This window comes from Vibrio sp. NFR (assembly GCF_027587095.1).
GTDB lineage: Bacteria > Pseudomonadota > Gammaproteobacteria > Enterobacterales > Vibrionaceae > Vibrio > Vibrio harveyi.
This window is the reverse complement of record NZ_JAPPTN010000005.1, coordinates 401,682-414,217: the sequence shown is the minus strand read 5'-3', so window position 1 is coordinate 414,217 and position 12,536 is coordinate 401,682. Positions and strand designations below refer to the sequence as shown.

Genomic DNA, 12,536 nt, shown 5'->3' with positions numbered 1-12,536 from the left:
CGCCTTGCGCATTACTAATATACTTCCCCGCTTATACGCCTGATGACCCTCAGGCGTTTTTTCGTTTTAAGACACTTTGACATTCCTCAGACAAATCGATGCGAAATTGAACGTTAGATACCCAAATGACCTCAATATTCAGAATTCAGAGCGTTGTTACTAGCGCTAGTTCAAAGATAAATCGCTTGCGTAATAGTTCGCTATTGCCGAGGGATTTATCAAAGAAATGGCGTTAGTAACACGCTCCCTAGGGCAAGTTGTCTTGCTGAAACTAGAATTTTGAGGTTATTTGGGTATGTTCATGTTTCGTTCATATTCAAAATCGTAGTATGAACCCATAGATTGAAAGAGAGGTCATGATTATGAATCGAATTATCGTTACTGCATTGGCACTGATTACTGGCTTTTTTACTTTGGTATTTAGCCTAATCATGGCGATTCCATTGACCATCGCAGCCCTGATTACTGGTAAACGTATTGAAAAGCGTGTGAAGCAAATGCAACAAGAAATGCATGAAGAGTATGAATTCAATACGGGTAAGTCCGACGCAATTGAAGGCGAGTTTGAAGAAGTTCGTCGCTAACGCTTCTGAAGGTTCCACACTCCCCCTATGTTCCTGAGCAACCTTCTTTGCTGACATCCTATCTCGTTAAGAGTTAGGATGTTTTTTTATTGGTCATCGACGAAAAAGGCTACCATTACGGTAGCCTTTTAACTTCATGAGCAGTGCATTCTACTTGGTTAAATCGTCACAACCACACGCACTGCCAGCAACATTAAAACGATGCCAGACAGTCGGTCAATCAATACTGCCTTTGAGCGAATACGGTCAACAACTCGTGAGTTAGACAATACCAATGTGATGAACGTATACCACAAACCATCAACAACAAATGGGGTCGCGACAATAATCATTTGGTTACTTAGGTCATTACCTAACGCAACAAATTGACTGAACAGTGCAATAAAGAACAGTGCAATTTTCGGACTTAGAATCGAAATCAGAAAACCCTCTCGCGCCGATTGCAAAACCGTCGTCTCTTCACCGGATTCTAACTTCGCCGCTACGCCCCCCTTTGAACGCAATGCATTGAAACCAAGATACGCCAAGTAAGCTGCACCAGTTAAGCTAATAGTCTTAAATAACAATGGGCTTTGTTGAAGTACCACGACCAAACCGATCAAGGTAATGAAAGCATAAATACCGATACCAAACGCGTGTGCCCATGCGGTAGCCAAACCATTCACACGACCACCAGCCAACGAGTGCTTAGCAACAATCGCTAAACTCGGTCCTGGCGACATCGCCCCTAGTAAACACACGGTAAAAAGTGATAGCCAAACTGTTAGTGTCATAAGAATCTCCCCTCTTTGACGCTAATCTATCAATGGAATAGGTATAATTAGAAATCAAAGTTTTTCATACTAGCCATGATTTAAAATCATAAGACAACAATGCATTTATTATCGAATGGAATACTCTGAAATCTGCATGACCGAACGAATCTCTTCGCGCACCCATTTATGTGCAGGATCCGTATCGTATTTTGGATGCCACATTAACCAATACTGATGAATAGGCGTTTCGAGAGGTAGTGCTTTATGGGCTAAGTCCCAATGCTTTGCGAGATTGACCGCAATATGCTCTGGAACCACCATCAGATGTTCACTAGAAACTAGGCGATTGATAGCAGCAGAGAAGAAAGGCACTTTGAACGTGACATGACGTGTATGCCCTAGCTCTCTTAACGCTAAATCGGTGTAAGAATCTTTATCTCCACCGCCTGTTACTTTGATATGAGAGTAAGAAATTAAATCTTCAACGCTGATGCTATCTTGCTTTGCTAAAGGATGAGAGGCTTTCATCAAACAGACTGATGAGTCTTCACCAATCTTCACACTAGACACACCTTGAGGCTTCTCTGGATACATGGAAGACGCGATATGAATACCAGTCTCATGAAGCTTATATAGAAAGTCTGGTTGCCACAATCGATACGCCATATCCAACCGAGGAGCAAAGCCACTCAAGTGCGAGGCAATGTCAGGGAGTACGTATTGTGCGACGTAGTCACTCGATGCCAATACTAGCTCCCCTTTCCAATCTGCGGGTTCAAAAGGCTTGTCATCGAGAAGATGATCGAACTCAGCCAATAAGTCGTCCAACTTCTCTTTTAGAAGTAGTGCTCTTGGCGTTGGAATCAGTTGGTTCCCCTGCCGAACCAATAAGGGATCGCCGCACAACTCACGTAACTGTGCTAACTGACGGCTTACCGCCGATTGGGTGATATGCAAACGCTCGGCAGTTTTGCTCACATGGCACTCTTCAAGCAATACATGCAAAGAACGCAGCAGATTCAGATTGATGTTATTCAGCACGTTCTACCCATTTCGCACGCCAATCTGCGGCGGTATACTCTTCTGGCCAATATTCAACTTGTTTGCAAATCAACCCATCTCGCACGGTGTGAAAAGTAATCGCCCGATCGGAGCGAACGCCATCGCTTACTACAACGTCAGTGACCACTTGCTCACCGTCACTTACGATACGCTCTATAGTAAAGGTCCACTCACCCTCTGCTGGATAAGCAGAGTTCAATTGGGCAAAATTCTTTCTGCCACGAATCACTTCTTTCGTCAGTGGCCAAACTACTTCACAATCAGGCGCAAGGAGTTCCGCTGCTGCATAGAAGTCATTGCTTGCCATTACTTTCCAGAAGTTGAGGACGATGTCTTTCTCGGTCATTTTACGAACTTGCTCCCTGTCGTATTGAAAAACTCCGTTAACACGGTATGTGTCATCACGTTACGAAGCTCTGGATAGCTTTGGATATAATCTCGAATCTCGTTGAGGCGAGCGATATTCGGAACTTCGACAAACAGCATCATATCGGTTTCACCACTGATTGCATGGCACCATTTCACACCATCAATTTTGTACAGATCATTCGCGTAGTTATCACAGTGATGACTAGAGGCTGATGTATCAAACTTCAGCGCCATATACGCACAAATCGTCGACTCTTTGGATGTCGCAATATCGGCATGATAGCCAAGGATCACTTGGTCATTTTCAAGCTTTTTGATTCGAGCTGTCACAGCAGAACGTGACAAGCTAACTTGCTCTGAGATTTCAGTAATAGAGAGACGGGCATTCTGCCGTAATAGATCTATGATCTGATGATCAAATTTGTCCATAACATCACCAAGCTTTCCTTAATTTTTTCATTCTACTCAATTACAACTTATTGAAAACCGACAATTTGCTGTTTATCGGTAAAACAACCGTCATTTTGACGGTCGACAACATCATTTTGATGTGCAGAATTTAGATATGCTTGTGGCTTGCATTACCTAGATGTTCGAGGTCGTTATGGAACAACTCAAAAAAGACATTACGCTGATATCAGGAATTGGTCAGCTATCGACAACCTTAATGGGCACGGGTCTATTTATGATTCCAGCGATTGCCGCTGGCATTGCAGGGCACTTCTCACTTTGGGCTTGGATTATTTTATTCATTGCTATTTGTCCCATCGCTTTGACTTTCGCTCAGTTGGGCAAGCGCTATCCAAGTGCTGGCGGCACGGCGTATTTTGTTCGTAAAGCATTTAATAGCAAACTAGAGAGCAGCGTCGCGTGGTTATTTGTTAGTGTTATTCCTGTTGGTGTCCCTGCTGCTGTCGCACTTGCCGCCGGCTTTTTACAACAACTGTTACCAGAGTCCATTAGTAACCACCTTTTCGCTCAAATTCTCACAGTGGCTCTGTTAGTGGTCGTTAATCTACTTGGCACTAAATCATCGGGGCGGCTCCAGACGGTCATCGCATTGAGCATTTTTGCTTTAGTCGGTGCATTTTTATGGAAAGGCGATGTGGGACCTGTTGATTTAAGCATGCCTAAGATAACGACGGATTCGACATGGTCAGTTGCTGCAGCGCTTGGTGTCATGTTCTGGTGTTTTGTCGGAATAGAAGCCTTTGCACACATGGGAGAAGAGTTTAAGAACCCACAACGAGACTTCCCGATCGCGATCATCGTTGGCTGCTTTGTCGCGGGTGCAACCTATTGGGCATGTTCTGTCGTGATATTGAAGTTTGGTGCTTACGGCAATGCTGAGTTCGACAGCGCATCAATTCCTTGGTTGAGCGCACATCTATTTGGTGATCATGCGAAATGGCTTATCAGTATTATTGGTTTCTCAGCATGTTTCGCTAGTGTAAACCTCTACACTCAAAGTCTGGCTCGAATGGTGTGGGCGCAAGCAAGAGAACACAAGCCAACCAGTGCTATCGCGAGAGTGTCCGTTCGGGGCGTTCCTGCCAATGCAACGCTAGTCGTTGGTGCAATTTTGCTTGCTTCTTGTGTTATTGGTTCGCTATCGGGACTGGATTTGGAGTTCTTCCTTAAGCTCGCGAATGGCATTTTTGTTCTGGTCTACCTGCTCGCTATGCTTGCCGCTTATAAGTTGTTGCAAGGCTGGGGAAAGACGCTCGCGGGAATTTCTTTGGTATTGTGCACCGCAGTGTTCATTTGTTTGGGTTGGTCTATGCTTTACGCCATCACTATTTTTGCCGTGCTGTCTTTACCGTGGAAGCAATGGAGAAAAAAGAACCCTAAACGGGTGATTGAGCAAGACTGATACTCTTATTCAAACAGCTCAGAAATCTGTTCAACCAGAGCATCAATCTCACCAAGCGCGACATTGCCATAACCAAGAACCACTCCTTGCCAATCTCGCACTGTATACTCTGGGTGCTCATAAAAACTCATCGGGCGCAGCACGATACCTCGAATCTTCGCTTGCTGTGTCCATTCGTTCTCATCAATACCTTGTTGCCACTTCAACGTAATATGAAGACCGGCAGCTTGACTGATCACCTTAACTTTATCACCAAAGTGTTTTTCTATCGCCATACACAATTGCTCATGTTTGGTTTTGTACAGTCGACGCATTTTACGAATATGGCGGAGTAACCCTCCTTCAGTGATGAAATCAGCCAAAGCCTCTTGAGTATGAGAGGGAGAATCCCCGCTTAGCGCATCTTTAATCACTAAGCATTCTTCAACTAAAGCATCCGGTACAACAAGATACCCAAGCCGCAACCCGTTAAACATGACTTTACTAAAAGAGCCTACATAAAGAACGCGATCATCACGTCCCATTTGGGCTGCAAGCCCTTGCAAGCTGGTATATGGGCGATGAGCAAACTGAAACTCACTGTCGTAATCATCTTCGATAATCCAACGTGACTGTTGCACCGCCCAGTTAATGATCTTTCCTCTTTGTTCGGTATTAAGCGTTGTGCCCATCGGATATTGGTTACTTGGCGTGACATATAAAGCATCTGCATTGCTGGCCGTTACCGCTTCCACATCGAAACCCAATTGCTCTCGAATATAGAGTGGCTCAAATTGATATTGCTGGAATTGAATCAACTTACGCATTTGCGCGTAGCCCGGTTGTTCCATCAAGACTTTGCTACCCGGCTTAAGAGTAACCATAGTGGCAATCGACAACGCTTGCTGAGCCCCGGAGGTAATAATTATCCGCTCAGGGGAACAGCTCACAGAGCGGCTTGATGCAAGGTAGTTAGCCAAAGCGCAACGCAATGCCCAGCTTCCTTGAATATCTTGATTGCCCAACAAGCACGTGCGAGACATATGGCGTGCGAGTAACTTTTGCCATTGAGCCATCGGAAATGCGCCCAAATCAGGCACACCCGGTGCAAATGCACGGTTGATATCAAAGTTACTTTTTGGTGATAAGCCCTTCTTTTCTGAATTAGGCTCAGGCAGATACTGCTCTGGTAATTCCACTGCGACATAAAATCCCGAGCCTTTTTGGCTGATTAAATAACCTTCCGCCACCAACTGCTCATAGGCTGCGATCACCGTATTCCGGCTGATATTAAGCCCTTGTGAGAGTTTCCGTGTTGAGGGTAACTTGCCGTTTTTTGCCCACAATCCTTGAACAATTTTCTCGCGAATTGCGAAAAATAGCGCCTGTTGACGCGTCCCATCACTGTGCTTTAAGTACAAGTCACCAATATCAATCAAAGACAAACTGGATCCATCCATAAGTTAAAACTGGCTCTCTTTAAGCTACCAGTTAAGCGCTACATTGCAATCAAAGATTGAGGAGCAAGTGTTTACCCATATGAGTAAATAAGGAGAAAAAATGTTATCCAGCACCAATAGAACCGAGATAAAGAAAGGCGCACATAAGGCGGTGACGGATGTCGATAAGCTACATGCCATAATAGACGAAAGCTTGATCGCCCATATTGCAATAACCAATGATACGGGTCCGGTGGTTATCCCTATGTTGGCTTGGCGTGTCGACAATTATGTCTATATCCATGGCGCGAACAACAGCCGGCTATTACGCTCGCTCAAACAAGGAGTACAAACGTGCCTAACCTTTACTTTATTTGATGGTTGGGTGTTAGCTCGAAGTGCTTTTCATCATAGCGCACATTATCGCAGTGCCGTCGTCTTTGGGCAGTTTGAAGTCGTAGAAGATAATAATGAGAAAGACAGACTTCTGAATCATTTTATTGAGCAAATTGCGCCAGGTCGAACCGAAGAAGTGCGTTTGAGTAACGAAAAAGAGCTCAAAGCGACCATGTTACTGCGCATCTCCTTGGCGGAAGCATCGGTCAAAGTCAGTAACTTTGGCGTCAACGACGATGCAGAAGACATGGATCTTCCCGTTTGGGCGGGAGTCTTGCCGTACCGAACTGTGGTAGGTCCGCTTCAAGCTTGTGACGATTTATATGAAGGTATATTAGAACCAGATTATCGTAGTGCTTACCCTAATCGTTGGCAGGAATAAGCACCGTAAAGCGCGCCCCACCTAAATGGCTTTCGCCGACAGAAAGCTCCCAACCCAGTTGCCTTGCTGCACTGGTTGCAATGGCTAACCCCAAGCCAAACCCTTTCACGTCGGCGTTACGGCTCCCATCTAAACGTGAGAACGGGATAAACACTTCTTCACGTTTCTCTTCCGGAATGCCAGGACCATCGTCTTCAATATCAACAATCCAAAAGTGCTCTACAGAACGAATCGTGACCTCCACGCTGAATTCCCCATAACGTTTTGCGTTTTGCAGTAAGTTATCCAGAACCAAGTTCCCTAACGTTGGCTGTAGATGGATAGACTGGTAATCGAGATCATTTTCAACGGTCAGCTTTGCTTGTTCTAACCCACGATAATTCATGCGACTCTTGCACCACAAAGGCAACTCAATCGTTTCGATAGAGTCTTGTAACGAATGGTTCTTAAGGCTAAGTCGAGAAAGCATCACGATGTCGGATGTCAGATCCGTAACGACGTCTACGTAACGCTCGATGTCATCATGCAGTTCAGCTTGCATCTCACCCTCAGTACGCCTTGCTAAATCAGTGGCTAATTGGATTCGACTAAGTGGCGTTCGAACTTCATGAGGGATGGCTTGAGTGAAAATGTGTGTTTGACGCACTCTTCTTTCGATTTCTTCAGACATACCATTAAAGCCGCTCGCCAGCTCTTTAATCGGTGAAGAGTATTGTTCCAACTTAACGCGAGTATTCAGCTCACCTGAGCCAAATAATCCTTGTGCCTTAGTCAGTTGTCGAATCTGACGATCCAACCTTCGTACAGGGATGTATACCATAACTCCGAGGCTACAAATCACCGTGAGCAGTAGCGTCAAAATAAAGATGATTTCGGAGTCTTCATCCCAATCAATATCCGGGCTGAAAAAATCACTCTTTTCTTTAAACACTAAGCTCTGAGTAGTATTGGGCAAAGGAAACACTGCGGCGTATATGCTTCCATCAATCAAATAGACCGGAATACCTTGCATTCGATAAAGTAACTCGCAGTCCAAGCAAGGTGGTGTGCCATCCCAATTGTCGACAAGCGTTAAATCAAAGATGAAGAAATCTTGCTTTCCGTTTGCCGTTAACTTTTTGTAGAGAGAGTCCGGCGTACCTCGTTGTTCAATGTATTGATCAACAAAGTAAGCACCATCGTTGAGAAAAACACTGACTTCTGTTTTGCGCATATACTCGCCCCCCATAAAAAGGAACAAGCCAATCGTTAACGCAAGACCTGTCACCAGCCCTACATAGAGACGGGAAAACACAGAGAACATCGATTATTTGCCCGTCAGCATGTAACCGCGATTACGCACTGTTTTAATCGTTGCGGTGTGGATGTGCGCTTTGGCGAATTTTTTACGTAACGATGAAATTCGCATATCAATTGATCGATCGGTAATGCAGTACTCAATACCTCTCGCTAAGCGGCAGCATGACTCTCGGGAGACAGGTTTGTCGACATTGAGCATCAAAAGTTCCAAGATTTCGAACTCAGAATCCGTCAGGTCAATATCTTGTTCTAGATAGTACGCTTTAGAGCGACGCGTACACAGTTCAATACCGTATCGGCTCAATTCTGTCTCTTCAACCGTATCGACCTGACGGCAATAGCGACGCAAGGCGGCTTCAATCCGTGCTAAGAGAATATTACCTTTGATGGGCTTGGTTAGGTAATCATCAGCACCAAACTTAAACAAGCTTACTTCACTCATTTCATCGTCTGTTGCAGTCAGAACAATAATGATCCCGTGAAAAAACTCGCGTGCTTCCTGACATATCTCTGCGCCATTTTTACCCGGGAGCATCAGATCCAGCAACACCAAATCAGGCTTCAAATCTTTGATTGCATCTAGTGCATTTAGACCATTGTCGACCACAGTCACTAGGTAGCCCTCAGCCTCTAGGTACATTTTGGTTAATCGAGCAATCTCAGAGTCATCCTCTACGAGCAAGATTTTATTGCCAACCATGATCTATTCACTCCATCTATAAAACAGGAGAAGTATATCGTTCGTTTTGTAGGGTGCAACCCACACCGCCGACACTTTTCCTACACAGAACGGCTTACAAAGCCTTACAAACCATACATTTACAATCGGTCGTATCATTGCAGGAGTCAGGAAACAGAACAACCCTCTATTTTATAAATGAATATCAAAACTTTAATTCGGAAATAAAACCAATAATCACATATAAACCCGTTATTATTTTAGTTTTATCGAATTAATAACCTTACAACTAACCATTTTTAGTGGTTATGACTATATTTGCGCATATAGACAGAAATTTCCTATCCCCCTACATTCCTCGGCGAACCTTCAGTTTGTGAGTACAAAAAGATGAAATTCGCTCAATTAACACCTTTAGCAATGCTGTGTGTGGTCAGCCTATCTTCGTTCGGTAGCAATGAATTCAGTTCGGATACGTCAACACCTCAACCAAATCCAGTCACAAGCACCGTATCTATCCCGGCAGCCGTCTCTTCACAGTTTCCACCGAAGTTAAAAGTCGCTTCTGATGCGGGGTTTACCCACTACTTGAAAGTTTCTGTTCCAGCAGCTCACGATGACCAATCATTTCATATCATTGCGGTCGATGATGGAGCAAATAATGAGAAAATTTTTCGTGCAGCCAAAATCATCCAGCACTTACTCACAAACCAACCGGGGTCTAAATTCGGTGCCGACAAATCTGAGATCGCTAAGACACTAGCTGAGCACGATGCCACTTTGATGCTGACGAGAGACGATGATCAAAGCAATGAGCTATTAACTAAAGTTTTTGTTGGGGAACTGATTCGCCAAAACAAATTGAGTGATGCGGTATTAGATTCTGGTTTAACATACAGTTTTGATACCGATTCTTTAGAAAAGTTTGTTGCTAGCATGACGGTATTGAGTGAGGACGATATGGATGCTCTCATCAATTCCATCACGTCCACATTAATGAGCAGCCAAGACACGCCAAATTGGCTGATAAACAGTCAATCTTTGATGTATCGAGAGCTGACAGTCGAAGGTGACTGTCATTACATGAGCAACTTTTCGGATTACTGCGCCTATCTCGGAGAACACGCCGATCGAGATGCCGCTTTTGAAGAAATTTTACACTTGGTCCAAGCGCAAGGTATTGCACCTAACCCGTCGACTTCGTCATTGCAAAATGAAATCCAAACACACGCGCTAAACATCTACAACGATGCTCAAGCAGGTAAGCAAACTGTCTGGCAACCGACTCAGCGTGATTGGCAAGATTGGGAGTCTGACGACTTTGATCCTGAACGTGTAAAACAAACGGGAAGATCTTATTCTCATGAATACTTTGCTGCCGCTTTTGAAGCCTACATGGGCGTAGCGAAAGCAAATGGGCATGGCTTAGATGGCTATCAAGCACTGACTCGTTCAGCGATGCACACGCAAGATCCACAATCCGTTGAGTGGATTAGTGAACTCTTCCACAGCCACTTACAATACACTGCACACATCGATTCTGAAGGCGTCAAAGTCTACACAGATAACACCCGACCAGGTACGGTTCCTACCTTCCGTATGTCACCAAATGAAAACGGTGTAGTTGAAGCATATACCTATAAATCCCAATGGTTAATAAACGTGAAGATCATTGGCGACCAAGCGATGGATGTCATCGGGAATGATCAAAATAATACGTTTGAAGGCAACGGGCAAAACAACCGTATTTACGGCGAAGGTGGCGTTAACACTTATATCGTTTCGCACGCATTCGCAGACTGTACCCTTTTAACTGCGAAGAACGTATCAGTGACCTGCCCTAGCACTGGTACCGATGAATTATTCGATATACACAACATTCAATTTACCGATCAAATCCTAGATGTAACCAAGCGATAAATGATGAAAAACATGAAGAAACTTACTTTGCTCGCCCCTTTGCTCCTTGTTGGTTGTGGTGGTCTTGCCGTAATGGATCGATCCGATGCGGTGAAAGCACAACCAGAAATGTTGGTCAAAACAGATGGCGATTTCTGGGGATTTGGTGCTGATGGCTATTTCGACTTTGCTGGTAAGTACAAAGGAAAATACTCACGCAGCGCCTCAAAGTCGAGCTGGTTTAATCGCGTATCGTTTAAAGACGGGGCGATGGGTGCAGAAGTCACGCGTATCGACAATGGTAAAACTTGGCTATTGAGTTGCACGGGCGGCGGCATGTCAGTTAACTATATGGGCGTCGATTTCGGTGGAAACGATCCTTACACATGCCAAATCACCCAAGACGGTGTAAAAGTCGGTGAGTTTGCGATGGAGCCTAAATCGGCACTGATTGATATCAGCTTAGAAAAGAAAGAAACAGGCACCGTTCGCGTTGGCGACACTCATTTCAATGTGGAAACCGTACACACTAGCCCTGATTCCATGATGGCGGTAGACATTCCATTGGGTTACAGCTTTAAACAAGGCACACAAGAAATTGCGGCAGTGCAAACCAACGGCACAATCGCAGTACAGATGCTGCCAGAACTTAGCGAGCAACAAAAAGATGTTGTTGCTATAGGTGCGGTTGCAAGTGCACTGAGCTGGCGTCCCGAGCAGTAAACGTCTCATACCCTAAAAACCAAAGCCGCTAAAACGAGCGGCTTTTGTTTACTAACAACACTTGTTCTTACAAAGGCTATTTTTCCAATCGAGCCGCATATTGCTTAGGCGTTAAACCACGATGTTTTTTGAACATACGATTAAAGCTCGCCACATTGGTGTAACCGAGGCGCGTCGCAATATCTTCAATGCTGACGTGCTTACTCAACAAACCCGCAGCAACATTGCTCAATACGTAACCCGATACCGTGGAGAAATTGAGACCTAGTTTATGAAGCCGGCGCTGAAACTGCTGGTCAGATAATCCTAACAACGCAGAGACACGCTCTAGCGTTGGTAATCCGTAATGACTGCTGTAGTGCACCACTTCATATATCACTTTCAACTCATCTTCTGGATCTGGCATATTGAGTAAATCATCCAAATCGGAAAAACTCATTGCTAAACGGTTGTCTTCGCGATGAATTACCTGCCGAGAAGCGAGACGGTCATCGCCGTTAATCCATATTTCGGTCTTGGGTTGGCTCCATTCTACTTCACAGCCAAAGTACTCTTTATAGAGCTCACCGTTTTTCCTAGAGCCAGAAATCATCACGCGCAATGGTTTGTAATCTTGTCCCAGAAATTCACGTAAAATCTTAATCATGAAAATCGCACAGCGAATGCTGTCATGTACTTTCACTGAGGTTTCAACGAAGGGGTTATGGTAAGTCCACTTGATGATCTTCCCTGACTGCTCGCCAGCAAAAAAAGCCCCCGATTGCAGGTTACTCACTCCGTAATTCACACGTCGAATAGTACTGGCTAAATCGTTACCAGAAAATAACCATCGACCGACAGGACCGAGTTTCTGCAATTCGATGCCACGACTCAAATTAAGCACCACATCAGGATCATTACTGAGTTGCTCAACACGTCGATACCATTCCGCGACCGCCTTTAAAGGCACCAATGTCATTGGGTTATGAAACACCGACGACGGGATCCCAAGCTCTTCAGAGCTCAAATTATACTTAGATAACGCGAGGTTATGCATATTTAAAATACCCATCGCGCGAATAAATCGAACCGTTTTCATAACCAATCACATCAAATTT

The 12,536-nt window shown here is 44.6% G+C and carries 13 protein-coding genes; 5 read left to right on the top strand and 8 right to left on the bottom strand.

Annotated elements, in window-relative coordinates; translation table 11 throughout:
* The first annotated feature begins 362 nt into the window (after nt 1–362).
* Nucleotides 363–584: a hypothetical protein gene (locus tag OH463_RS12700; RefSeq protein ID WP_005442428.1), complete on the top strand. Its 222-nt coding sequence runs from the start codon at nt 363–365 to the stop codon at nt 582–584.
* A gap of 158 nt (nt 585–742) precedes the next feature.
* Here the strand turns inward: OH463_RS12700 and OH463_RS12695 are convergent, their stop codons facing one another.
* From OH463_RS12695 to OH463_RS12680, 4 genes are all read right to left on the bottom strand, one after another.
* Nucleotides 743–1,357: a LysE family translocator gene (locus OH463_RS12695; protein WP_269991391.1), complete on the bottom strand. Its 615-nt coding sequence runs from the start codon at nt 1,355–1,357 to the stop codon at nt 743–745.
* Between the two features lie 108 nt (nt 1,358–1,465).
* Nucleotides 1,466–2,380, bottom strand: coding sequence for a LysR family transcriptional regulator (locus tag OH463_RS12690; protein WP_269991390.1), 915 nt, complete (start codon nt 2,378–2,380; stop codon nt 1,466–1,468).
* Nucleotides 2,370–2,747: a nuclear transport factor 2 family protein gene (locus tag OH463_RS12685; protein ID WP_050904391.1), complete on the bottom strand. Its 378-nt coding sequence runs from the start codon at nt 2,745–2,747 to the stop codon at nt 2,370–2,372. Before OH463_RS12685 ends, OH463_RS12690 begins: the two co-directional genes overlap by 11 nt.
* Entirely contained in the window at nt 2,744–3,199 is a 456-nt protein-coding gene (locus tag OH463_RS12680) for an Lrp/AsnC family transcriptional regulator (RefSeq protein WP_017188717.1), read from the bottom strand. The genes OH463_RS12685 and OH463_RS12680 overlap by 4 nt, the downstream gene beginning before the upstream one ends.
* Before the next feature lie 175 nt (nt 3,200–3,374).
* On the opposite strand from OH463_RS12680, the gene yjeH reads away from it, so the two are divergent.
* The gene (gene yjeH / locus OH463_RS12675; protein WP_053049103.1) at nt 3,375–4,643 is read left to right on the top strand and encodes an L-methionine/branched-chain amino acid transporter; all 1,269 of its coding nucleotides are present in this window, start codon (nt 3,375–3,377) and stop codon (nt 4,641–4,643) included.
* Nucleotides 4,644–4,648: 5 nt separating this feature from the next.
* Here the strand turns inward: yjeH and pdxR are convergent, their stop codons facing one another.
* Entirely contained in the window at nt 4,649–6,082 is a 1,434-nt protein-coding gene (gene pdxR / locus OH463_RS12670; protein WP_269991387.1) for a MocR-like pyridoxine biosynthesis transcription factor PdxR, read from the bottom strand.
* A 100-nt stretch (nt 6,083–6,182) separates the two neighbouring features.
* Here pdxR and OH463_RS12665 point away from each other — a divergent pair, with 100 nt between their 5' ends.
* Nucleotides 6,183–6,839: a pyridoxamine 5'-phosphate oxidase family protein gene (locus OH463_RS12665; RefSeq protein ID WP_050904392.1), complete on the top strand. Its 657-nt coding sequence runs from the start codon at nt 6,183–6,185 to the stop codon at nt 6,837–6,839.
* Here OH463_RS12665 and OH463_RS12660 read toward each other — a convergent pair.
* Together OH463_RS12660 and OH463_RS12655 are read right to left on the bottom strand one after the other, a co-directional pair.
* Complete coding sequence (locus tag OH463_RS12660) at nt 6,820–8,142, bottom strand: ATP-binding protein (protein WP_053052766.1); 1,323 nt, start codon at nt 8,140–8,142, stop codon at nt 6,820–6,822. The two genes, OH463_RS12665 and OH463_RS12660, sit on opposite strands and share 20 nt — an antisense overlap.
* A gap of 3 nt (nt 8,143–8,145) precedes the next feature.
* Nucleotides 8,146–8,838 (bottom strand): response regulator transcription factor, encoded by a 693-nt coding sequence (locus OH463_RS12655; protein WP_005453547.1) that lies wholly within the window; start codon nt 8,836–8,838, stop codon nt 8,146–8,148.
* Between the two features lie 369 nt (nt 8,839–9,207).
* On the opposite strand from OH463_RS12655, the gene OH463_RS12650 reads away from it, so the two are divergent.
* Nucleotides 9,208–10,737: a hypothetical protein gene (locus OH463_RS12650; protein WP_269991381.1), complete on the top strand. Its 1,530-nt coding sequence runs from the start codon at nt 9,208–9,210 to the stop codon at nt 10,735–10,737.
* A gap of 12 nt (nt 10,738–10,749) precedes the next feature.
* Complete coding sequence (locus tag OH463_RS12645; protein ID WP_193222994.1) at nt 10,750–11,439, top strand: hypothetical protein; 690 nt, start codon at nt 10,750–10,752, stop codon at nt 11,437–11,439.
* Nucleotides 11,440–11,515: 76 nt separating this feature from the next.
* Here the strand turns inward: OH463_RS12645 and OH463_RS12640 are convergent, their stop codons facing one another.
* Nucleotides 11,516–12,517, bottom strand: a complete 1,002-nt coding sequence (locus OH463_RS12640) for an AraC family transcriptional regulator (RefSeq protein WP_050939322.1) — start codon at nt 12,515–12,517, stop codon at nt 11,516–11,518.
* Between the last annotated feature and the right edge of the window lie 19 nt (nt 12,518–12,536).

What these genes read in the sequence shown, in the direction of transcription:
- OH463_RS12655 (WP_005453547.1), bottom strand. Translation starts at nt 8,838, where the DNA reads ATGGTTGGCAATAAAATCTTGCTCGTAGAGGATGACTCTGAGATTGCT.
- OH463_RS12660 (WP_053052766.1), bottom strand. Translation starts at nt 8,142, where the DNA reads ATGTTCTCTGTGTTTTCCCGTCTCTATGTAGGGCTGGTGACAGGTCTT.
- OH463_RS12665 (WP_050904392.1), top strand. Translation starts at nt 6,183, where the DNA reads ATGTTATCCAGCACCAATAGAACCGAGATAAAGAAAGGCGCACATAAG.
- OH463_RS12685 (WP_050904391.1), bottom strand. Translation starts at nt 2,747, where the DNA reads ATGACCGAGAAAGACATCGTCCTCAACTTCTGGAAAGTAATGGCAAGC.
- OH463_RS12695 (WP_269991391.1), bottom strand. Translation starts at nt 1,357, where the DNA reads ATGACACTAACAGTTTGGCTATCACTTTTTACCGTGTGTTTACTAGGG.
- OH463_RS12640 (WP_050939322.1), bottom strand. Translation starts at nt 12,517, where the DNA reads ATGAAAACGGTTCGATTTATTCGCGCGATGGGTATTTTAAATATGCAT.
- OH463_RS12700 (WP_005442428.1), top strand. Translation starts at nt 363, where the DNA reads ATGAATCGAATTATCGTTACTGCATTGGCACTGATTACTGGCTTTTTT.
- yjeH (WP_053049103.1), top strand. Translation starts at nt 3,375, where the DNA reads ATGGAACAACTCAAAAAAGACATTACGCTGATATCAGGAATTGGTCAG.
- pdxR (WP_269991387.1), bottom strand. Translation starts at nt 6,082, where the DNA reads ATGGATGGATCCAGTTTGTCTTTGATTGATATTGGTGACTTGTACTTA.
- OH463_RS12645 (WP_193222994.1), top strand. Translation starts at nt 10,750, where the DNA reads ATGAAGAAACTTACTTTGCTCGCCCCTTTGCTCCTTGTTGGTTGTGGT.
- OH463_RS12680 (WP_017188717.1), bottom strand. Translation starts at nt 3,199, where the DNA reads ATGGACAAATTTGATCATCAGATCATAGATCTATTACGGCAGAATGCC.
- OH463_RS12650 (WP_269991381.1), top strand. Translation starts at nt 9,208, where the DNA reads ATGAAATTCGCTCAATTAACACCTTTAGCAATGCTGTGTGTGGTCAGC.